Source organism: Exiguobacterium aurantiacum (genome assembly GCF_024362205.1).
Classification (GTDB): Bacteria; Bacillota; Bacilli; order Exiguobacteriales; family Exiguobacteriaceae; genus Exiguobacterium; species Exiguobacterium aurantiacum_B.
This window is the reverse complement of record NZ_CP101462.1, coordinates 12,501-35,000: the sequence shown is the minus strand read 5'-3', so window position 1 is coordinate 35,000 and position 22,500 is coordinate 12,501. Positions and strand designations below refer to the sequence as shown.

Here is a 22,500-nt window from a genome sequence, read left to right as displayed (position 1 = left end):
ACTAATCGCCCCATGCAAGACATGGTACTTCCCACGATACTCCCGCATCTTCTCCATCGCAATCACATCTCTAGAATCTTGAACAACACAGACTACCGTCTCATCACGATGAGAATCCGTACAAATTGCGCATGGATCAACATCTGTAATGTGTCCGCATACCGTACAATATTTAATATCACGCTTAGCACTAACAAGCGCTTTAGCGAACGTCAACACATCGTCTTCTTCCATATCTAACACGTGGAACGCTAGACGTATGGCAGTTTTCGGACCAATGCCCGGCAATTTGGTAAAGCTTTCAATCAAACGTCCGATCGCTTCAGGGTATTGCAACTCACATCTTTCCTTTCTTCACTTAAAAGCCTGGAAGGTTCATCCCTTGCGTGAAACGTCCCATTTTGTCATTAACGAGTTGATCAGCTTGCTTCATCCCATCGTTAACCGCTGCTAACACAAGATCCTGCAACATTTCGACGTCATCTGGATCAACAGCATCTTCAGCGATGATGACATCTAGTACTTCTTTATGTCCACTGACGACGACTTTTACCATGCCGCCTCCTGCCGTACCTTCAACAGTTAAGTCTTTCAGTTCTTCTTGAGCTTTCGCCATATCTTTTTGCATTTTCTGCATTTGCTTCATCATGTTATTCATGTTTCCCATTCCACGCATGTAGAGCGCCTCCTTTTATACTTCTTCAATTTCAACGACGTCACCGAAACGCTCGACGGCCTTTGAGACAAGTGGATCTTCTTCAACCACTTCCTCTTCATTATGATCCGAACGTTCAGCTTGTTTACGAAGGATGAACTCATTCTTCAACTCAACCCAATCGGTCTCCAGTACAGCCATGATTTCTCGACGAATTCCCGTCACCTCAAACAAGGCTTGTTCAATCACATCTCGCGTGCGACCGTTCGAGCTAACCTGCTCGTAATGCCACGTCATCCCATCTTTAAATTGTACCAGTAAGGTGTCACTAGCACAAAGCACAGCTTCACTCTCATAGAACAGTGCAAAAATTGGACCATCCTGCGTACGAATATTTCCCATGATATCTTCCCAGCTATCACGGATCGCATTTAGATGCTGTCGTTCCGCTCGTTGCAACAACTGACGAATTCGTTCTTTCGGGACCCGAATCTGGGTCCGTTTGGCAACTTTAGGTTTCTCAGCTGTCGCTTCTGCGGCAGGAACTCCTGTCTTTTTAACCTCGCTCAATTCGCGACTCAGCTCACGGACTTGCTCTTGAAGTTGTTTCATCTGCTCTGTCATCGTCCGCCCTTGTTCAGCGATACGGATAAACGTTAACTCTACCAAAACCTTCGGATGATTCGATAGCCGCATCTGTTGCTGGCAATCATTCAACTCTTCGATTACTTGGAACAGTTCATCCGTCGACGTCGCTTCAACAAATTGTCGGAATGTCTCTGTCGGACGGGCACGTTCTAGTAAATCAACCGCTTGCGGTGAAGCCTTTAATAGTAAGGCATCACGATGAACGAATACGAGATCTTCAATGAATCGCTTCAAATCCTTACCTTCCCGAAGCATCGTCTCTAACGTACTTAAAATTTGATCGAGTTGCTTTTGTTGCAAGCCGTAAGCCATATCGAGCAGGGCATCATCCGTCACCGCGCCTGTCACTTCTAGCACAGCATCTTCCGTCAAACGACCATCGCTAAAAGCGAGCGCTTGATCGAGTAGGCTGAGTGCATCGCGCATCCCACCGTCGGCAGCACGGGCAATCAGCTTGAGCGCCTCTGGATCATAGTCATAATCTTGATCGTTCAAGATATATGCCATACGTGTTTGCAATTGTCCGACTTCATGCCGTTTCACATCAAAGCGCTGACAACGCGAGATGATGGTCGCCGGAATTTTATGAGGCTCTGTCGTCGCCAAAATAAAGATGGCATGCGCTGGCGGTTCTTCCAACGTTTTCAATAAGGCGTTGAACGCCCCTGTCGAAAGCATGTGCACTTCATCAATGATGTACACTTTGAAGCGAGCTTGAGAAGGCGGATACTTGACCTTATCCCGAATTTCTCGAATCTCGTCGACCCCGTTATTTGAAGCAGCATCAATCTCGAATACGTCCGGGCTCGTCCCTTCCGTGATTGCGATACAAGTCGGGCACGTATTACACGGTTCACGCGTAGGCGCCGTCTCGCAGTTGATGGCTTTGGCGATGATTTTGGCCAAACTTGTCTTTCCGGTCCCTCGTGGACCCGAGAACAAATAGGCATGTGACATCCGTTCCTCAAGTAACGCATTTTGAATCGTGCGTGTAATATGAACTTGACCGACAACCTCTTGGAACGACTGTGGACGATAGACCCGATACAACGCTTGATACGCCATGTCCCCGCCTCCTTTCTTCCTTACATTCTCTATTTCATCATACAAAAAAATCTACAACCCTGGGGCCGTAGATTGAAGTTATTAAATAAATCTGCCGCGCACCGATTTCTGAAAGCACGTCAATGTGCGTTACTCATGCAGTTTGCTCGGCCCAAGCACCCCTGCGGCACACGGTACGTCACCACTTAAGGCTGCTTCCTTCCGGACCTGACCTGGTTCATGGGTGACCGTTGCGCAGGACTCAGACGTCAACGCCACTTACACGAGGACAGGCCACACCAATGCACTCCCTCGAATCGGAATTCAGTCTCGCTATAGCGGATTGCGAGTTACAGGGCACCGCTACCTCCCCGCCTAGCACGGCAAATGGGTAAATGAAGTTAGGCACTTCGTTGAGTGCTATTACATTATACTGTTTAATCAGATGGGTTGCAACCTCTCTGTTCAAGCCGCGCCTGCTTCTTCCGTTCTCTAAGGTTTCGGAAGAACACCGTCAGCAACTCGCCACACTCTTCTGCTAAAACATTTTCAGTTACTTCGGCTTGGTGGTTGAAGCGTTCGTCTTGAACAAGGTTCATGAGCGTCCCGCAACATCCGCCTTTCGGATCGTGGGCGCCAAAGATGACACGCTTCACACGAGACAGCACGATGGCCCCTGCACACATCGGACAAGGCTCTAACGTGACGAACAGTTCGCAGTCCTCTAAACGCCAGTTGCCGAGCGTCCGGTTCGCCTGTTCAATCGCAATCATTTCGGCATGTGCCGCTGCCAACAAGTCGGTTTCTCGGCGATTATGGCCGACGGCAATGACCTTATCATCTTTTACGATTACGCATCCGATCGGGACTTCGCCGATTGCTTCCGCCTTCCTTGCCTCTTCAATGGCGAGCCTCATAAATCGTTCATCTCGTTCCATATACACACTCCGTTTCTGATCACTTATTATGAAAAAAAATGAAAATCATTTCGCTCGCCCTATCCACTTCATTGTATGCTAGAATGGAACTTGCACTTTGGATAATGGAGGATGACATCATATGTTTATAACGGTAGAGGGACCGATTGGTGTCGGGAAAACGTCACTGGCCCATATCATCAGTCAGCACTTTTCAATGCAGATGCTGAATGAAATTGTAGAAGAGAATCCGTTTCTCGGCAAGTTTTATGAAGATATCGACGAATGGAGCTTCCAAACGGAGATGTTCTTCCTTTGCAATCGCTTCAAGCAACTAGACGATATCCACAAACACCACTTGAGTCAACAGCAATCCGTCGTTTCGGACTATCATATTTTCAAGAACTTGATTTTTGCCCACCGTTCCCTGAGACCCGCTCATTTGAACAAATACGAGCAAATTTATAAGATTTTGACACACGATATGCCAAAGCCTGATGTCGTCATCTACTTACACGCCAGCATCGAGACGTTGATGAAACGCGTCGCTTTGCGTGGACGTGAAGTAGAAGAGAATATGTCTCGTGACTACCTCGAACAGCTCGCCCGGGATTATGAAACGTTCATCGAATCATACCGCGCGACACACCCCGAAGTGACGATTCTTTCGTTTAGCGGCGACGAGCTCGACTTCGTCCAAAACCCGGATGATTTGACGCACGTCCTCGCAACGATCGAACGTGAATTAGAATTGACTAAAGGAGCACAAATCAAATGACGCTGAATGAAAAATATAACATTCCGAATGACACGATCATCACGATCGGTGGAATGGTCGGAATCGGTAAATCGACAATCACGAATTCACTTGCCGACGCCCTCAACTTCCGCACTTCACTCGAGAAAGTAGATACGAACCCTTATCTCGATAAATTCTATCATGACTTCGAGCGTTGGAGCTTCCACCTTCAAATCTATTTCTTGGCTGAACGCTTCAAAGAGCAGAAGAAAATTTTCCAATACGGCGGCGGCTTCATCCAAGACCGCTCGATTTATGAAGATACAGGCATCTTCGCCAAAATGCACTACGAAAAAGGGACGATGTCTCCAACCGACTACGAGACGTACTCGAGTTTGTTTGAAGCGATGGTGCTGACACCGTTCTTCCCGCACCCTGACTTGCTCATCTATCTCGAAGGTTCGTTCGAGCAAGTGCTCGACCGCATCCAAATGCGCGGACGTGAGATGGAGCAACAAACACCAATCACGTATTGGGAAGAAATGTACGCGCGCTACACGGAGTGGATCAACAACTTCAATCTTTGCCCGGTACTTCGTCTCTCAATCGAAGAGTATGACTTGATTAACGACCCAAACTCGGTCGAACTCATCCTTGAGAAAATCGAGAAACAATTGACGATTGCTCGCGAAGCGAAAGTCAGATAAGTAAAGAAGGTGCACTGCTCGCTTGAGCGGTACACCTTCTTTTTATGTGTGGGCGATATGAGGTTTCCGATACGTCGGTGTCTTCCGAGCCTTTCGGAATCCATCGATGGAATCGAACACGGCTGCCAAAATCGTAATGGCGACGACCAAGCCGAACACCCATCCAAACGAATTGACCTCGTTCGGGACATTCGTCTCTAGCCAATTCAAAAAGCGTGGATCGAACAACTGTGGAGAACTCGCCATCCAAATGATGAACGTGGCCGAGACAATATTATAGACCAAATTAAACGAAGCGAGTGCATACGTCCAATGTCCTTTGATCCACTTCCATACCCCGAGTACGACTTGAAGCAGAATAACGGTCACGAACAACCAAATCACCTCGATTAGGAACGACTGATTGAAGATTGGGGTGATCATCGTGAAACCTGCGCTCGTCGATTCATAAATCCCTAGCAGGCGTTCGGCGTTGAGATACACCCCGAACCAAACCACTGTCCAAAATAACCCGAACCCCGCATCAAATTTGCTGATTCGACCACCCTTTACCCGATCTTTCAGCTTAGACACATCCCATTTCATGTCTGGCGCCGGTACATCATCAGGTACATAGCGCTCAATCAAAAAGAATACAAGCGTGATCCAAAACACGAGCTGAATCCCGACATCCCATAGCGCATCGAACATGTTTGTCAAAAAGGTGCCGATTGTCGGCATAAGCGGTCCTGAAAACGTCGGCATGCTAGCGAATACAAGCCCGAAGAAAACGACAGCTAAGACGATTGGAACGACAAGCTTCACAACAGTCACATACACTGGAAAAAAACGTGGGCCGATGACATACTGCCCTTCCTTATAACGCGCGGCCACGACGGCTGGATGCCCCAGCTCTGCTAATACCCGTTTCACGTCTGCCTCAGACGGTTGTTCGGGCAACGCCACCTCAATCGATTGCCGAACCGACGAAGCCACCTCCTCGCGCCGCTTCGGTGGAACGTGCCGCACGACCTCATCGATATACACTTCAATCCAATCCATGACGCTCCTCTCCTTCCCTTTGCGCCATCACAGTCTATATGATTAAGATTCCCGATTGGTCAACGAATTAGCTGATTTTCGCTAGATTGACACAAACAAAAAAAGCCGTAGACCGGAGTCTACGACCATAAAAAAACGCATCTGCCTATGCAGATGCCAAAACAAGCGGAGTTGGTGGGATTCGAACCCACGCGAGCCTTGCGACTCCTAACGGATTTCGAGTCCGTCCCCTTCAGCCGGGCTTGGGTACAACTCCAGGCTTAAAAAAGTGTAAAAAAAAGAAAGTGGAGGAGGTGGTGGGATTCGAACCCACGCAGGCTATTACACCCCTGACGGTTTTCAAGACCGTTCCCTTAAACCACTTGGGTACACCTCCAAAAAAGTATGAAATTGTTGAGCCTCCAAAATAAAAATGGAGGAGGTGGTGGGATTCGAACCCACGCAGGCTATTACACCCCTGACGGTTTTCAAGACCGTTCCCTTAAACCACTTGGGTACACCTCCAAAGCTCATATACAATTGGCGAGCAATCATCTCGCTCGACATGATTTATAGTATCAACTTGGCAGACAGATGTCAAACCCTTTTGTGAAAAAACATTAAAAAATCCAAAAAAATTCCCGTCTGAAATATACGTTTCAGACGGGTTGGTTTGTTCATTACTGAGGCATTTCAATTTTCTCGACGCCGCCCATATATGGACGTAGTACTTCTGGGATGACGACTGAACCGTCTGCCTGTTGGAAGTTTTCTAAGATCGCAGCGACGGTCCGGCCGACAGCGAGGCCAGATCCGTTAAGTGTGTGAACGAATTCCGGTTTCGCGTTCGCTTCGCGACGGAAACGGATTCCGGCCCGGCGTGCTTGGAAATCTTCAAAGTTCGAACAAGATGAGATCTCACGATACATCCCTTGCGCCGGCATCCACACTTCGATGTCATATTTCTTCGCAGCTGTGAAGCCGAGGTCAGCTGTACACATGCTGAGTACTTGATAAGGGAGACCGAGACGTTTGAGCACTTCTTCCGCGTGGCTCGTCAACAGTTCGAGCTGTTCGTAAGATTCTTCAGGTTTCACGAATCGGACGAGTTCGACTTTGTTGAACTGGTGCTGACGAATGAGCCCGCGCGTGTCGCGACCGGCTGATCCCGCTTCTGAACGGAAGCAAGCGCTATACGCCGTGTACGTGATTGGAAGCTGGTCTTCCATGATAATCTCGTCACGGTGCATGTTCGTCACCGGGACTTCTGCCGTCGGCACGAGGAAGTAGTTCGTGTCCGCCACTTTGAACGCATCTTCCTCGAATTTAGGAAGTTGTCCCGTCCCCGTCATCGCGTCTCGATTGACCATATAAGGAGGCAGCACTTCAGAATACCCATGTTCGTCGGCATGCATGTCCATCATAAAGTTGATGAGGGCACGTTCGAGACGGGCGCCGAGCCCTTTATAAAAGACAAACCGGCTTCCGGTCACTTTACCCGCCCGTTCCACATCGACGATTTTCAAGTCTTCCATGACGTCCCAATGCTGTTTAAGTTCGAATTCGAACGTCGGCTTTGTTCCAACTTCACGGATCGTGACGTTATCGTCTTCCGTTTCGCCGATCGGTGTTGATTCGTGCGGGATGTTCGGGATGCTGAGGAGAATCAAGTTCAATTCGGCCTCGACTTCGCGCAACTCTTCATCGAGCAATTTGATTTCGTCTCCAAGGCGGCGTGTCTCGAGAATCGGTCCATCCGCATCTTGCTTGTTGCGTTTCAATTCTGCAATTTGCTTCGTCGCTTCATTTCGTTTCGCTTTCTTCACCTCGACCTCATTGATCAAGTTGCGGCGCTTCTCTTCTAGTTCTGGGAAACGATCGAGCGCACTCAAATCTTCGCCGCGATGAGCCAGCTTCGTTTTAATCTCTTCAAAATCTGTTCGTAGTCGTTTAATGTCTAACATTCGTTATTCCTCCTTTTTTCACATAAAAAGGTGGCACGCCCCTTTCCCGTAGGAAAGGGACGAACCACCTTGGATCCGCGTTGCCACCCTCGTTGCCCGAAATCGGGCCACTCGATGCACGTAACGTGTGCGTAACGTGACTTGTTTCCAAGCCAATGCTCCGAGGCCGATTCGGTTACATCATCCCACTAGTTTGCACCAACCACTAGCTCTCTGTCAGTAGATGACCGTAACGTACTTTTCCTCATCATTGCATCTGTCATTGAATTAGTTTTACTTTACAACATCTCAACTCTATCGACAAGACTCAGTTTTCCGAGCACAAGTCGAATCTCATCTAAAAAGTCAGAGAAAGCGCGTGTCATGCGTGTTAAAAAGGATGCCATCTCGATTGGTTCGGCCGCGACGAGCGTACCTTTAGGTGGAAGTTCACCGTCTAGATATCGAACGCTTCCTGAAGGCTCGATGGTGACGGTCCCGACCTGTTGATCGGCCGCAACTGGAGCTTTCGTGTCTGGAAGGTCGTATGTCGGTTCAGGTACGGCTTGTCCTTTTTCGACGAGTACTTCAAAGGCTGACGTCGTGCGCACTTTTGCTGACTCGACTGTACCTTCAGCGACATGGAGCGTCGCCGGGACGATTTCACCAGTCCGTAAAATCGGGGTCAAGATAAAATCGCCATAGGCGTAGTCGTGAAGCGCCTTTGTAGCAGTATAGCGCCCTTGATCGGTCTTCGCTCCGAGAACGACCGATAGCACGGTACGTCCATCTCGCGTCGACACGCCGATGAAGCAGTAACCGGCATCGTCAGTCGTGCCCGTTTTAAAGCCAAGCATACCCGGATAGGCTAAATCACGACCAGCGAGCATCCGGTTCGTCGCTTCAAATCGGACTCCGTCGATATCAACATACGCTTGTTTCGTCACCTCAAGCACTTCCGGGAACTTCGTCAAATACGCCAAAGCTAGCATCATCAAATCATTGGCCGATGTCAAGTTCTCCCCGGGACGGTCCGCTGAAACCGAGTCGAGCCCTGACGCATTGGCGAACGTGGTTTGGGTCATACCGAGTTCGGTCGCCCGCTCGTTCATTTTCTTCACGAACACGCCTTCCGAACCAGAGACGGCCTCGGCCAATGTGACCGCTGCCTCGTTCGCGGAACGAATCAACGCTACGTCATACAATTCTTTTACCGTGTACGGTTTATTGACGAGCGGAATTCGAGCCAATCCTGGCTTTCGGGTCAGCGCCAACGCCTTGTTGCTCGGGGTCACTTCCTGGTTCCAACTGAGGTCACCCGCTTCGATGGCTTCCCGGACAAGAAAAGCAGTCATCAGCTTAGTAATTGATGCCGGAGGGAGCATGGCGTCCTCTTCTTGTGAGAACAGGATTTGTCCCGTCGTCATGTCCACAAGCATCGCTCCGGTCGCGTCGACTTTAGGTGCCGCCGATGCATCCGTCGGCACAATCATATTTAAAAGGATTGCCCAAACGAGCATCCATCCGATCCATCTTTGTCTCACGGTCTTGCCCCTTTCTGTACGTATCTCGTTACAGTGTAGCAAAAAAACGCATGAAAAAGACTCCCTATTTAAATAGGGAGTCTCAGATTGTAGACAAAGTCACGTTTCAGGCGAACTGAAACGTGACTTTGTCGTTTTCGGGCCTTGAGGCGCTCTGCCCGAGCCCCTTTTCAGGCGGGCTGGGCGTTCTTCCATGCCCAGCCCGCCATCTTCTTGAGATTGAGGGCAGCAAAAGTAAGCATCGCCTGCATTGAAACTTTTTCAAGTCCCCGATAACGGGTCCAACGCATGCCATGCTTCTCTTTTGCGTCCGCGAACACGCGCTCGACCGTCTGTTTACGACGGTCATAGATGTTGCGGTTCAATTCCGTGTGGCGGAGGTCTTCGACCTCGTCCATATAGGGTTGCCAGAGGTGTCGCTCGATGATCCGCTGGTGCTTCTGGCTCTTCGTGCACTGCTCGAGCAGCGGGCAGTTCACACAAACCGCGGGATTCGAGACGTACTTGCGTTTCCCCTCGCGCATCGTCGTGCTGTACGTTAATAACTCGTTGTTTGGGCAGATGTAGACGTCATGGTGCTCGTCGTAGATGAAATCCTTGGTCTTGAAGGCGCCCTTCTTACCCTTCGGGCGGGTGTATGGGAAGACCGGCAGGATCCCACGGTCAATCAACAGCTTGGCAATGGCCGGATTTTTATAGGCGGAGTCGGCGGCGACGGCGAACGGTTGAATCAGGCGGTCGGAGACCTTGTCGAGCAGATTGGGGAACGCTACACTATCGTGCACGTTACCCGGTGTGACGATAGCACCGAGCACGAACCCATGGGCGTCGCTCGCCGCATGGACAGAGTAAGCGAACTGCTTCTCACGCTCACCTTTTACGTAATATCCACTCTCAGGGTCTGTCGTGCTGACCTTGATTTCCTTCGTCTCCTCCGCCTGATTCTTTTTTGGCCCTAAGGGCTTCTTTCCACTTTCTTCGCGGTCTCGCTCGACCTCGGCATCGAGTTGTTCCTGATAGTGTTTCACCTCTTGCCGGACGGTCTTCTTGACGAGCTTCCGCTTGTTTGCGTTCGCTTTGACGTGTGTCGAGTCTACGAATAGGACGGCGCGATCGATGAACCCTGCGTCCGCAGCCTGTTCAAGGATATGATAGAAGATGTCATCGAATAAGCTCGTGTACTGGAACCGACGCACATAGTTCTTCCCGAACGTCGAGAAATGTGGCACCTTGTCCGTGAATCCGAACCCGAGAAACCAACGGTATGCGACGTTCGTCTCGATCTCACGAATTGTCTGTCGCATGGATCGGATACCGAACAGGTACTGAAGGAAGGCCATCTTGATCAGAACGACAGGGTCGACGCTTGGCCGGCCACGGTCCTCAGAATATAAGTCCTCCACGAGCGGATAGATGAACTCAAAGTCGATCACCGCCTCGATTTTTCGGACCAGATGGTCCGCTGGCACAAGCTCGTCGAGCGTGACCATCTCCAGTTGTGTCCGATTGGTTTCCGATTCTGTTGATTTCCTGATCATCCGATTCGCCTCCATAATTGTTTCTATATCTCTCATTATAAAAAAGCGACGACGGTACGAAAAGAGGGATTGATGCGTGGGCCGACTGCGGGCACGGCGAGACTTCCAGGGGATTAGCAAGCAAAGGGAGACCCAGCAGCGACAAAGTCGCGATGCGGCTCCCTGCTTGCCCCCAGAAAAGCGAGCTGTGCCCGGTCGGGCAAATAAAAAAGACTGCAGACAATGTTTTGTCTACAGTCTGAGACTCCCTATTTAAATAGGGAGTCTTTCAATCAGGCGAGTTGTCGCTTCGTCGCTTCAACCATCTCCAAGAAATAGCGATGCATCGACAAGTCGGCTGTCAATTCCGGGTGGAACGAGCAGGCCATATACTTGTCATATCGAACCGCGACAATCGCTTCTTCGACCTCGGCGAGCACGTCGACGCTCGCTTCGACCGATGCGACTTGTGGCGCTCGAATGAACACAGCTTCGACAGCGTCATCGATTCCTTTGACAGTCAAATCGACTTCAAAGCTGTCGACTTGGCGCCCGAACGCATTCCGTTTGACCGTCATCGGGATTTTACGAAGATGCGCGTCATATCCTTCGACTTCGGTCGCGAGCAAAATCAAACCGGCGCACGTTCCGAACATCGGCAATTCCGTGTTCTCACGTAACGGCTCGAGCAACTCGTACCGATCGAGCAGACGACGCATCGCCGTGCTCTCCCCACCCGGTAAAACGAGTCCGTCGATTCGAGTCAAGTCATCGACCGAGCGGACGACGAGCGTATCCGCACCAAGTGCTTCGAGCATGTGGACGTGTTCGCGAATCGCCCCTTGCATTCCGAGTACACCAATCGTGCTCATCTTACCAACCTCGCGGTGCCATGAGTTCTTCTTGTTTGAGCGTGCGGACGTCGAGTCCCTTCATCGCTTCGCCAAGTCCTTTCGACAAGTGCGCGATGCGCTCATAGTCATCATGGTACGTCGTAGCTTCAACGATGGCACGGGCGAACTTCTCTGGATTTTCAGCTTTGAAGATTCCTGATCCGACAAAGACGCCGTCCGCTCCGAGGTGCATCATGAGTGCCGCATCGGCTGGTGTCGCAATTCCGCCTGCTGCGAAGTTGACGACCGGGAGGCGACCCGCTTCACGGATTTGCATGAGAACTTCGAATGGGGCACCAAGGTCACGTGCTTCTGTCATCACTTCGTCGATGCTCATCGAGAGCAATCGTTTCACTTGGGCTTGAACCGTACGCATGTGACGAACCGCTTCGACGATGTTGCCGGTTCCCGGCTCACCTTTCGTCCGGATCATCGCTGCACCTTCCCCGATGCGGCGTGATGCTTCACCAAGGTCGCGCGCGCCACAGACGAATGGTGCTTTGTAGTCACGTTTGTAGAGATGGAACTCTTCATCAGCAGGTGTCAATACTTCACTCTCGTCAATGAAATCAACTCCCATTGATTCAAGGACACGCGCTTCAGCGATGTGACCGATACGGCACTTCGCCATGACCGGTACCGATACCGCACCCATAACGTCTTCGATGATTGTCGGGTCGGCCATACGAGCAACGCCGCCCATTTTGCGAATATCTGAAGGTACGCGCTCGAGTGCCATGACGGCAACTGCACCTGCCGCTTCAGCAATTTTTGCTTGCTCCGCGTTGATGACGTCCATGATGACGCCACCTTTTTGCATCTCGGCCATACCACGCTTTACTTTGTCTGTCCCTACTTGTCTCTTTTCCAAATGGATCCCCTCCAATAAGCTAGTCTACTTGCAAGTATAAATTGATTTGACTATATTGAAAGTGCCAGTTTTATATTTTTTGAAGTGGTCAGTTCAAATAAAGGACTTCATTTCTCGACTCTCGAATGTTTTAAAGATTAAAGGAGATGATGGAATGGATCAATGGAACAGTCATGACGAAGCGCATGAGCGCAGCTTTTTCGGGAAAACTGGAGTATTTTCGCTCCTCCTCGTCATCGGATTTGTGCTCTATTTTTTCTTTGGCTGACTAGAAAGGACACATCATGGATATGCTCACGTTCTCGCTCGAGGCTGACTCGAGCGTCCCGTTATATGAACAACTCTATCTACACATTCGGCAAGCCATCGTCGATGACACTCTCACCACCGGGACGAAACTTCCATCCAAACGAAAGTTAGGCGAATTTTTAGATGTTTCGCAAACAACAGTCGAACTGGCCTACGCCCAACTGCTCGCGGAAGGATACATCGAATCGTTGCCACGCAAAGGCTTCTACGTATTGCCGCAAGAAGAACTGTACGTCCGGCGCGGCAGCAGCGTCATCGAACCGCTCCCGGTGAAAAAAACATATGACTTCGACTTATATCCGAGTCAAATCGACACGACTGCCTTCCCGTTCGAACGTTGGCGCCGGCACTTGAAACAAGTCGTCTCGGAAGAACATCACGATTTGCTGTCACTTGGCTCCGTCCAAGGTGATTTCGTGCTTCGCCAAGAGATTGCGACCTATCTCTATCACTCGCGCGGCGTACATTGTTCTCCCGACCAAATCGTTGTCGGATCAGGAACCGAGCAGCTGTTGCCCCAATTGTTAGAACTGTTGCCGGATACCACGACGTTCGGCATTGAGGATCCGGGGTATCCGCTCACCCGCCAACTTTTCGCCCATCAACGACGGACGTTCATTCCAATTCCTGTCGATGAGAGTGGCGTCCGTGTCGATGTGGTGGAACAAGCAGCCATCGATGCCCTTTATGTGACACCGGCCCATCAATTTCCGACCGGTACGATTCTGTCGGTCAGCCGGCGCCAACGTCTGCTCAACTGGGCATCGGAGCGGCAGACGTATGTGATTGAAGATGATTACGATAGTGAATTCCGTTATAGCGGCAAACCGATCCCCTCTTTGCAAAGTATGGATCAAAACGAGCGTGTCATCTATTTGAGCACATTCTCGAAATCATTGATGCCTTCCTTGCGCATCGGTTATATGGTGCTCCCGCCTCCGCTGTTAAATCGCTATCGAGAACGCTATCGTCACTTCACGTGCAGCGTTCCCCGTTTCGAACAACACACGTTAGCTGAATTTATGGCGACCGGTGATTTTGAGAAACACTTGAACCGGATGCGGAAGACGTACCGCCGGAAACTTGAAATTATTATCGCCGCCTTCAAACCGTATGAGCCGATCGTCTCCATCACAGGCGCGAGCGCAGGTCTTCACGTTGTACTATCTGTCCAAACGAAAAAGTCGAGCGAAGAATTAAAACGTCTGGCCGAAGCCGGGAGTATTCGAATCAATGCAATGACAGACTATCGCATCGAATCAAGCGATCCACTCCCTCAGTTTTTATTTGGATTCGCCGCTCTATCCGAAAAAACGTTGCCTGCTGCCGTCAGTGCACTCATGACATGTTGGAACATTGAGAAAGGAAGAGAGTGATGAAACGGTCACGTTATGTCATCGGCGGACTGTTGTTATTGATTGGCACACTGTTGCTATCTGAATCGTGGTGGAAAGACCAGCTCATAACCTGGAACAGTCAACAAGTGACCGCCGAGATTGAGCCGAAACAGCCAGACACCGGCGAATTTGAGTTTTCAAACGTCGAACCGTTGTCGTGGGAACAACTTTTCACCGTGCGCAATCGGTTTCATGATTTACCGACCGTTGGCCTCATTTCAATTCCAGATATTGAACTCGAACTACCCATTTTATACGGGCTAGATAACGAGAACTTGGCGGTCGGTGCCGGGACGATGGACCCGGCCCAACAAATGGGTCATGGAAACTACGCGCTCGCGGGCCACTATACGCAAAGTCCGACCGTCTTGTTCGGTCCGCTTCACATCATCGACGTCGGTATGTCCATCTACGTGACCGATACGACACACACGTTCCAATACGAGGTCACTTCGCTTGAGACAGTCCCCCCGACACGGGTCGACGTGCTCGATCCGACAACAGAACCGACGATCACGCTCGTCACCTGCACGTTCGACGCGACAGAACGTTTGATTGTGAAAGGACGCTTCGTGAACCAAACGCCTCTCTAACCGATAGGCGTTTTTTATTATTTTTCAAAAAACATATTGTTAGCGCTTACATGTTCAGCTAAACTATTCCTGAAACCGTTTGCACAATTTTGGCAATTCGTGGCCCTTTAGGCGACACATTCCATGAAAGAGGTGCTTTATGAAGAAGAAAACGGCACGACAGACGACCACGTTACTTTTATCATCCGTTCTGCTCATCCAAGCCGGCGTTCCGATGAACGCATTGGCTGAGCCTGCGTCCATCTCAGTTGATGGCTTGAAAACCGATTGGACGAACACGTCAGCGCTCGCCACGTCGCCAAAAGCTGGTTGGCAAGGCTTCGATTTAGGAAACATCTATCTACAGAACGATGCACGTAACCTTTACTTTTATGTGGATGCGAACAACGTCCCGAACTGGGGCGACAACGGTCAATACATAAATATCGCCCTTCAAATCAATGAACAAGATTCAGGTGTGGCGACAAACCCACTCGGCTATCCGTTCAATTTTAGCCAAGCCGATAAAAAACCGCAGTATCATATTTTACTTCGCGTCGATGGCGACACGTCGGTAAAAGAAGCCGCATTGTATGAAGCAGGGAAATCTACTCCGCTCGCAAACCTGAGCAACTTGAACGGTGCTTCGTTTGCCATCGATCGCACGAAAGGGTTCGAAGGTAAAATCCCATTGTCCCTACTCGGTTTAGGCAATGAAGACACCGTTCGGGTCCTCACGGTATTAAGCGGGAACAACGCTACCGAGCACGGTGCGTTCGATACGATTCCAACCAATTCGTCGAACAAACTCGCCGATAGTTGGAATGTTTCAGCTACTCCATCAACACAGTCGGTATATAGCCCGGCCTACACGTTGAGCGGTGTCGAGACGGTCAGTCAACTCGAAGTAACAGCAGTCACGCCAGCCAATCAATCGGAACAAGTGGATATCAAGTCACCAATCACATGGACGTTCAATGAGCCTGTGTCGTTGGACGCCTCGAACATCAGCTTGATGAATGGCGACACGGCTGTACCGTTCACGGCTGAAGCGAGCGGATCGACCGTGACTGTCACACCAACCGAAGCACTCGGCTTGAATCAAACATACGTCGCGACAATCCCGGCGGGCGCCGTGAAAGGCAACTTGTCGAACACGACTTTACCGGCATTGACGACGTCATTTAAAACCATCACTGAAATCGCGGATCCATGGAAAACGCAACGCTACATCGAGATGTTGTACGTTCGGGCTGATCACGATTACACCGATTGGAATTTATGGACGTGGAGCACGGGTGCCAAAGATGGCCAGGTGGACCCATACAAAATCACTGAAGAAGGTGCTGTCTTCCGTATCCCAGTCGGAAAAGATGCGACCAACGTAGGCTTTGTCATCCGCAAAGGCACGGATTGGGCCGTGAAGGATGGTTACGGAGAAGACCGTTACGTGAAACTCGGTAGCGATCGGGTGACGAAAGTCGTCGTCGAGAGCGGCCAAGGAACGTTCCACCAAGTGCCGACGATTCAAGGGCCTGTGTTTGAAGAGGGCGCCGTCACGTTCTTCTACCGTGACAAAGCGTTGTATGAAGCCGGCCAACTAGATGAGATTGACAGCGTCGCATTAAACGTCAATGGCACGACCTATCCGATGACTTACGAAGCGAAGAACGAATGGTTCCGCCATACGGTCAAATTGCCGGAAGGGAAACATGATTACACGTTCCTTGTGACGAAAGACGGTGTCACGACTGAAGTGAAGGACCCATACTTCGATTCATCAAGCGTCGAATATCGTCGTCCTAACGTCAAATTGTCCGCTTCCGTTGCTCCAAAAGCAATCAGTTCTCGTGAAAACGCAGTCGTTCACGTGAAGCCGACATTGCCAAAAGGTGTCAAATTACGTGAATTGTACATCGATGCACGCCCTCTTGGTGGACCGGCCAAGCTAGCTGTCGACCCAGCGCTGAACAAACAGACAATTGCAGTGAAAGACACTGTGAAGCCAGGTAGCAAGTATTTGACGATCACGGCGATTGACCAATATGGAAACGTTCATAAGACGAAAACTTCTTTGACAGTCCGTCCGGTCTCCATGAAAGACAAACAAGAATTCGATTGGGACGAGGCGCGAATTTACTTCATGCTGACCGATCGTTTCTATGACGGCGACAAAACGAATAACAACCCTAACGGTGAATACTATGATCAAGACCATCTTGAGTCGTATCACGGTGGTGACTTTGCCGGTGTGACGAAGAAATTCGACTACTTAGATAAATTGGGCATCAATACGATTTGGATCACACCGATTGTCGACAACATCGATTGGGATCTTCGTTATGGCAAAGATGGCTCGCAATACGGCTATCACGGCTATTGGGCGAAAAACTTCGAAAAACTCGATGAGCACCTTGGGGATATGAAGGCATTCCATCGTCTCATCGATGAAGCGAACGCACGCGGTATCAAGATTATGGTCGACGTCGTCTTGAATCATCCGGGCTATGGGATGGAACCAGGGGCTGTCGATACGGGCGCCACAAACTTCCCAACCGATAAAGAACGCAAAGTCTTCGACGGCATGATTCGTTCGAATCCGGTCGATGGCGATGACTTGAAGATGTCTCTCTCCGGACTGCCGGACTTCAAGACTGAAGAGGCTGCCGTCCGTCAACAACTCGTCAAATGGCAGACGGACTGGATTAAACGCTCGAAGACGAAGAAAGGGAATACCATCGACTATTTCCGCGTCGACACGGTCAAGCACGTCGATTCGACAACGTGGAAGTCGTTCAAAAACGAATTGACGGCCATCAAACCGGACTTCAAAATGATTGGCGAACATTATGGGGCGAGTGTGAACAACACGGGCGGTTACTTACAGAGTGGCCAGATGGACTCACTTCTCGACTTTGATTTCAAGTATCAAGCCGAGCGCTTCATCAACGGAAACATTGATGACGTGGAGAGCGCGCTTCAATATCGCAATACACAACTCTCGAATGAAGCGACACTCGGACAATTCCTCAGCAGCCATGACGAGGACGGTTTCCTCGTATCACGTGCTGGAGGCGATGAAGGCAAGCATATGGTCGCCGCATCGCTTCAAATGACAGCGAAAGGCCAACCTGTCATTTACTATGGCGAAGAGGTCGGACAGTCCGGAAAACACGCTATGGATATGGATAAAGGCGAGTTCAATGAAAACCGTTATGACTTCGACTGGAAGCGAGTCAAAGGAGAAGGCAAGGCGATGCATACGCATTACCAGAAACTACTCAATATTCGTGCTGATTATTCAAAAGTATTTAGCAAAGGAACGCGTGCCGTCGTTGCTGGTGGTTCTGCCACTGGATACTCGGTCTTTGAACGGAAGCACGGCAAAGATTCGGTCCTCGTTGCCTTGAATACGACAGAAGCAAAACGAACGATTACGTTCCAAACGAAACTCAAGCACAACACTAAACTCGTCGACCGCTACAGTGGTCGTCAGTATATGGTCAAACGTGATGGGAAAGTCACGGTCAGCTTGCCTGCTCAAGACGATGGCGGTACCGTCATCCTTGTCAATAAAGCTAAAAAATAATAACGAAAAGCCCTTGTCTCTACATAGAGACAAGGGCTTTTTGTTTAGCGTGAATAGTTTGGCGCTTCTTTAGTGATGTGGACATCGTGTGGGTGGCTTTCTTGCAAACCAGCCCCAGTCATGCGGATAAACTGAGTATCCTCGCGTAATGCACGGATGTCAGCTGCCCCACAGTAACCCATCCCTGAGCGAAGGCCCCCGATGAGTTGGTACACTGTGTCTGCTAATTCGCCGCGATAAGCGACACGACCTTCAATACCTTCCGGAACGAATTTCTTGTCCGCTTCTTGGAAATAGCGATCTTGGCTTCCGCGTTTCATCGAAGCTTCAGAACCCATCCCACGGTATGTTTTGAACTGACGTCCTTGATAGATTTCCATCTCACCTGGGCTCTCTTTCACACCAGCGAGAAGACTACCGAGCATGACCGCATGACCACCCGCCGCGATTGCTTTCACGATATCACCTGAATATTTGATTCCGCCATCGGCGATGACTGTGACACCGTGTTCTCTAGCTTCTGTCACACAATCATACACCGCTGTGATTTGCGGAACTCCGACACCGGCTACAACACGTGTCGTACAGATTGACCCTGGGCCAATCCCGACTTTGATGACCGATGCACCGGCTTCAATCAAAGCACGGGTCGCTTCGGCTGTCGCGACGTTCCCAGCAATGATCGGGAGTGTCGGGAACATGTCACGTAACTCTTTCACTTTCTCAATGACGCCGGCTGAATGTCCGTGAGCTGTGTCTACCACTAAAGCGTCGACACCAGCATCGACAAGAATTTGTGCACGTGATGCCGCATCTTTCGTAACACCGACAGCGGCTGCAACGAGTAAGCGACCTTGTTTGTCTTTCGCTGCATGTGGGAACTGTTCGACCTTCTCGATATCTTTTGTCGTAATGAGACCTTTCAACACGCCCGAATCGTCGACGAGCGGCAATTTCTCAATCCGATGTTGATGAAGGATGCGCTCAGCTTCTTCAAGTGACGTCCCTACTTTTGCCGTAACGAGATTTTCCGTCGTCATGACATCTGCAATCACCGTCGAGTAATCCTTAATGAAGCGAAGATCACGGTTCGTCAAGATTCCAATCAATTTTCGTTCCGTTTCCGAATTGACGATTGGGACACCTGAAATACGGTATTTGCTCATCAAGTACTCTGCATCGTACACTTGACGTTCTGGCGTCAAATAGAACGGATTGGTGATGACTCCGTTTTCTGATCGTTTAACGCGATCGACGTGTTCCGCCTGCATCTCCATTGACATGTTTTTATGAATGACTCCTAAACCGCCTTGACGTGCCATAGCGATAGCCATTGGTGCTTCTGTGACCGTGTCCATCCCTGCACTGATGATTGGAACGTTCAACTCAAGACCTTCACAAAGCTTAGTGCTCAAACTTACGTCTCTTGGCAAGACATTTGAAAAACGCGGTACGAGTAACACGTCATCAAACGTTAATCCTTCTTTTGCAAACTTGTTTTCCCACATAAAATCGATTGCCCCTTTCCCTATCGGACCCGAATCTTTGTTTCGAAATATTTCTGTAATGGTAACAGGTATAGGCCAAAAGTGCAATTCAATTCACGATGTTCAGAAAGTTCAGAATTGTGTTCAATCTAGCCGTTTCCATCTTTGAATGTTCGGAAATAGGTTGTGTGCGCTGTATATGAATGAAAATCACAATAAAATCTACATAAAAAAAGAACGACCAAGCAGATGCTTGATCGTCCTTCGCGTTGGCCTGGCAACGTCCTATCCTCACAGGGGGAGACCCCCAACTACTTTCGGCGCTGAAGCGCTTAACTTCCGTGTTCGGCATGGGAACGGGTGTGGCCGCTTCGCTATCGCCACCAGACAAGAGAGATCGTTCTCTCAAAACTGAAGACTCATCAATTCACTCAAACCGTTAGACTAGATCAAAGCCTCGACCGATTAGTATCATTCAGCTCCACACGTCGCCGTGCTTCCACCCATGACCTATCTACCTCATCGTCTCTGAGGGGTCTTTCTTGATTGCTCAAAGGGAAATCTCATCTCGGAGGGGGCTTCATGCTTAGATGCTTTCAGCACTTATCCCGTCCGCACGTAGCTACCCAGCGATGCTCCTGGCGGAACAACTGGTACACCAGCGGTGCGTCCATCCCGGTCCTCTCGTACTAAGGACAGCTCTCCTCAAATTTCCTGCGCCCACGACGGATAGGGACCGAACTGTCTCACGACGTTCTGAACCCAGCTCGCGTACCGCTTTAATGGGCGAACAGCCCAACCCTTGGGACCTACTCCAGCCCCAGGATGCGATGAGCCGACATCGAGGTGCCAAACCTCCCCGTCGATGTGGACTCTTGGGGGAGATCAGCCTGTTATCCCCAGGGTAGCTTTTATCCGTTGAGCGATGGCCCTTCCATGCGGAACCACCGGATCACTAAGCCCGACTTTCGTCCCTGCTCGACTTGTAGGTCTCGCAGTCAAGCTCCCTTCTGCCTTTGCACTCTTCGAATGATTTCCAACCATTCTGAGGGAACCTTTGGGCGCCTCCGTTACTGTTTAGGAGGCGACCGCCCCAGTCAAACTACCCACCTGACACGGTCCTCCAGCCGGATCACGGCTGCGAGTTAGAGACTCTATACGCAAAGGGTGGTATCCCAAGGGTGTCTCCACCGAAGCTGGCGCTCCGGCTTCACAAACTCCCACCTATCCTGTACATCGCGTACAAAGCCTCAATATCAGGCTGTAGTAAAGCTCCATGGGGTCTTTCCGTCCTGTCGCGGGTAACCTGCATCTTCACAGGTACTATGATTTCACCGGGTCTCTCGTTGAGACAGTGCCCAAATCGTTACGCCTTTCGTGCGGGTCGGAACTTACCCGACAAGGAATTTCGCTACCTTAGGACCGTTATAGTTACGGCCGCCGTTTACTGGGGCTTCGGTTCAGTGCTTCTCTTGCGATGACACATCCCCTTAACCTTCCAGCACCGGGCAGGCGTCAGCCCCTATACTTCATCTTGCGATTTAGCAGAGACCTGTGTTTTTGCTAAACAGTCGTTTGGGCCTATTCACTGCGGCTTATGTTGCCATAAGCGTCCCTTCTCCCGAAGTTACGGGACCATTTTGCCGAGTTCCTTAACGAGAGTTATCCCGCGCGTCTTAGAATTCTCATCTCGCCTACCTGTGTCGGTTTACGGTACTGGCGCCGACCTCCTTACTAGAGGCTTTTCTTGGCAGCGTGAAATCCGGTACTTCGCCCTACGGGCTCCACGTCACAGCTCAGCCTTGTGTGTCGGGCGGATTTGCCAACCCGACGGCCTCGCTGCTTGTCCGTGCACTTCCAGTCGCACGGTTACCTTATCCTTCTGCGTCCCCCCATCGTTCAAACGGTGGTACGGCGGTACAGGAATATCAACCTGTTGTCCATCGCCTACGCCTTTCGGCCTCGGCTTAGGTCCAGACTAACCCTGAGCGGACGAGCCTTCCTCAGGAAACCTTGGGCTTTCGACGGAGGGGATTCTCACCCCTCTTTTCGCTACTCACACCGGCATTCTCACTTCCAAGCGCTCCACGGCTCCTCACGATACCGCTTCACTGCTGCTTGGAACGCTCCCCTACCATCCCTTACGGGATCCATAGCTTCGGTGGTATGTTTAGCCCCGTTACATTTTCGGCGCGGCGTCACTCGACTAGTGAGCTATTACGCACTCTTTGAATGGTGGCTGCTTCTAAGCCAACATCCTAGTTGTCTGTGCAACGCCACATCCTTTTCCACTTAACATACACTTGGGGACCTTAGCTGATGGTCTGGGCTGTTTCCCTTTCGACTACGGATCTTATCACTCGCAGTCTGACTCCCGAGTACAAGTTGCCGGCATTCGGAGTTTGACTGAATTCGGTAACCCTGTGGGGGCCCCTAGTCCAATCAGTGCTCTACCTCCGGAACTCTTCACCTCGAGGCTAGCCCTAAAGCTATTTCGGGGAGAACCAGCTATCTCCAGGTTCGATTGGCATTTCACCGCTACCCACACCTCATCCCCGCACTTTTCAACGTGCGTGGGTTCGGACCTCCAGTCAGTGTTACCTGACCTTCATCCTGGACATGGGTAGATCACCTGGTTTCGGGTCTAC

General features: G+C 50.4%; 16 protein-coding genes, 3 tRNA genes, 2 rRNA genes, 1 other RNA gene and 1 other annotated feature (2 of these 23 running past the window's edge). Of the genes, 5 read left to right on the top strand and 17 right to left on the bottom strand.

Translation table 11 applies throughout. The annotated features are described in order from the left end of the window. The 5 genes from recR to tadA form a co-directional block, all read right to left on the bottom strand. Window positions 1-336 carry the 5' portion of a recombination mediator RecR gene (recR, locus tag NMQ00_RS00150; RefSeq protein WP_021065285.1) on the bottom strand. The gene continues 264 nt to the left of window position 1, outside the view, so the window shows 336 of its 600 coding nt (coding positions 1-336); it begins with the start codon at window positions 334-336; its stop codon lies beyond the left edge, outside the window. A 22-nt stretch (window positions 337-358) separates the two neighbouring features. Then, window positions 359-676: a YbaB/EbfC family nucleoid-associated protein gene (locus tag NMQ00_RS00145; RefSeq protein ID WP_021065286.1), complete on the bottom strand. Its 318-nt coding sequence runs from the start codon at window positions 674-676 to the stop codon at window positions 359-361. Between the two features lie 15 nt (window positions 677-691). After that, window positions 692-2,368 carry a DNA polymerase III subunit gamma/tau gene (gene dnaX / locus NMQ00_RS00140; protein WP_255177463.1) on the bottom strand — a complete coding sequence of 559 codons (1,677 nt, stop codon included), beginning with the start codon at window positions 2,366-2,368 and terminating at the stop codon, window positions 692-694. Window positions 2,369-2,462: 94 nt separating this feature from the next. Continuing rightward, an RNA gene (gene ffs, locus NMQ00_RS00135) (signal recognition particle sRNA large type) lies at window positions 2,463-2,731 on the bottom strand. 53 nt (window positions 2,732-2,784) lie between these two features. Beyond that, on the bottom strand, window positions 2,785-3,285 hold the full coding sequence (gene tadA, locus NMQ00_RS00130) for a tRNA adenosine(34) deaminase TadA (RefSeq protein WP_255177462.1): 501 nt from the start codon (window positions 3,283-3,285) through the stop codon (window positions 2,785-2,787). A 121-nt stretch (window positions 3,286-3,406) separates the two neighbouring features. On the opposite strand from tadA, the gene NMQ00_RS00125 reads away from it, so the two are divergent. Next, window positions 3,407-4,042, top strand: coding sequence for a deoxynucleoside kinase (locus NMQ00_RS00125; RefSeq protein ID WP_029596452.1), 636 nt, complete (start codon window positions 3,407-3,409; stop codon window positions 4,040-4,042). Beyond that, window positions 4,039-4,710, top strand: coding sequence for a deoxynucleoside kinase (locus NMQ00_RS00120; protein ID WP_021065290.1), 672 nt, complete (start codon window positions 4,039-4,041; stop codon window positions 4,708-4,710). Before NMQ00_RS00125 ends, NMQ00_RS00120 begins: the two co-directional genes overlap by 4 nt. A 42-nt stretch (window positions 4,711-4,752) precedes the next feature. Here NMQ00_RS00120 and NMQ00_RS00115 read toward each other — a convergent pair whose 3' ends face one another. The 9 genes from NMQ00_RS00115 to pdxS all read right to left on the bottom strand — a co-directional run bounded on the left by NMQ00_RS00115 (window position 4,753) and on the right by pdxS (window position 12,498). Continuing rightward, window positions 4,753-5,751 carry a hypothetical protein gene (locus NMQ00_RS00115; protein ID WP_255177461.1) on the bottom strand — a complete coding sequence of 333 codons (999 nt, stop codon included), beginning with the start codon at window positions 5,749-5,751 and terminating at the stop codon, window positions 4,753-4,755. 166 nt (window positions 5,752-5,917) lie between these two features. Then, window positions 5,918-6,007 (bottom strand) — tRNA-Ser (locus tag NMQ00_RS00110). Window positions 6,008-6,036: 29 nt separating this feature from the next. After that, window positions 6,037-6,127 (bottom strand) — tRNA-Ser (locus NMQ00_RS00105). Window positions 6,128-6,164: 37 nt separating this feature from the next. Further along, window positions 6,165-6,255, bottom strand: a tRNA-Ser gene (locus tag NMQ00_RS00100). A gap of 155 nt (window positions 6,256-6,410) precedes the next feature. After that, the gene (gene serS, locus NMQ00_RS00095; protein WP_255177460.1) at window positions 6,411-7,694 is read right to left on the bottom strand and encodes a serine--tRNA ligase; all 1,284 of its coding nucleotides are present in this window, start codon (window positions 7,692-7,694) and stop codon (window positions 6,411-6,413) included. Window positions 7,695-7,746: 52 nt separating this feature from the next. Continuing rightward, window positions 7,747-7,954, bottom strand: a binding site (T-box leader). An 18-nt stretch (window positions 7,955-7,972) separates the two neighbouring features. Then, a complete protein-coding gene (locus NMQ00_RS00090; RefSeq protein WP_255177459.1) occupies window positions 7,973-9,217 on the bottom strand; it encodes a D-alanyl-D-alanine carboxypeptidase family protein in 1,245 nt (414 codons plus the stop codon). A 170-nt stretch (window positions 9,218-9,387) separates the two neighbouring features. Further along, the gene (locus tag NMQ00_RS00085; RefSeq protein ID WP_255177220.1) at window positions 9,388-10,755 is read right to left on the bottom strand and encodes an IS1182 family transposase; all 1,368 of its coding nucleotides are present in this window, start codon (window positions 10,753-10,755) and stop codon (window positions 9,388-9,390) included. 272 nt (window positions 10,756-11,027) lie between these two features. Beyond that, window positions 11,028-11,606, bottom strand: a complete 579-nt coding sequence (pdxT, locus tag NMQ00_RS00080; RefSeq protein WP_255177458.1) for a pyridoxal 5'-phosphate synthase glutaminase subunit PdxT — start codon at window positions 11,604-11,606, stop codon at window positions 11,028-11,030. A gap of 1 nt (window position 11,607) precedes the next feature. Beyond that, window positions 11,608-12,498 carry a pyridoxal 5'-phosphate synthase lyase subunit PdxS gene (gene pdxS, locus NMQ00_RS00075; RefSeq protein WP_021066746.1) on the bottom strand — a complete coding sequence of 297 codons (891 nt, stop codon included), beginning with the start codon at window positions 12,496-12,498 and terminating at the stop codon, window positions 11,608-11,610. 284 nt (window positions 12,499-12,782) lie between these two features. On the opposite strand from pdxS, the gene pdxR reads away from it, so the two are divergent. The 3 genes from pdxR to NMQ00_RS00060 all read left to right on the top strand — a co-directional run bounded on the left by pdxR (window position 12,783) and on the right by NMQ00_RS00060 (window position 18,365). After that, entirely contained in the window at window positions 12,783-14,183 is a 1,401-nt protein-coding gene (pdxR, locus tag NMQ00_RS00070; RefSeq protein ID WP_255177457.1) for a MocR-like pyridoxine biosynthesis transcription factor PdxR, read from the top strand. Further along, the gene (locus NMQ00_RS00065; protein ID WP_255177456.1) at window positions 14,183-14,797 is read left to right on the top strand and encodes a class A sortase; all 615 of its coding nucleotides are present in this window, start codon (window positions 14,183-14,185) and stop codon (window positions 14,795-14,797) included. The genes pdxR and NMQ00_RS00065 overlap by 1 nt, the downstream gene beginning before the upstream one ends. A gap of 139 nt (window positions 14,798-14,936) precedes the next feature. After that, window positions 14,937-18,365: an alpha-amylase family glycosyl hydrolase gene (locus NMQ00_RS00060; protein WP_255177455.1), complete on the top strand. Its 3,429-nt coding sequence runs from the start codon at window positions 14,937-14,939 to the stop codon at window positions 18,363-18,365. 44 nt (window positions 18,366-18,409) lie between these two features. Here the strand turns inward: NMQ00_RS00060 and guaB are convergent, their stop codons facing one another. From guaB to NMQ00_RS00045, 3 genes are all read right to left on the bottom strand, one after another. Further along, the gene (guaB, locus tag NMQ00_RS00055; protein ID WP_034781919.1) at window positions 18,410-19,873 is read right to left on the bottom strand and encodes an IMP dehydrogenase; all 1,464 of its coding nucleotides are present in this window, start codon (window positions 19,871-19,873) and stop codon (window positions 18,410-18,412) included. A 251-nt stretch (window positions 19,874-20,124) separates the two neighbouring features. Beyond that, a 5S ribosomal RNA gene (gene rrf, locus NMQ00_RS00050) occupies window positions 20,125-20,240 on the bottom strand. A gap of 57 nt (window positions 20,241-20,297) precedes the next feature. Continuing rightward, window positions 20,298-22,500: ribosomal RNA gene (locus NMQ00_RS00045) — 23S ribosomal RNA — on the bottom strand; it runs 711 nt beyond the window's last position.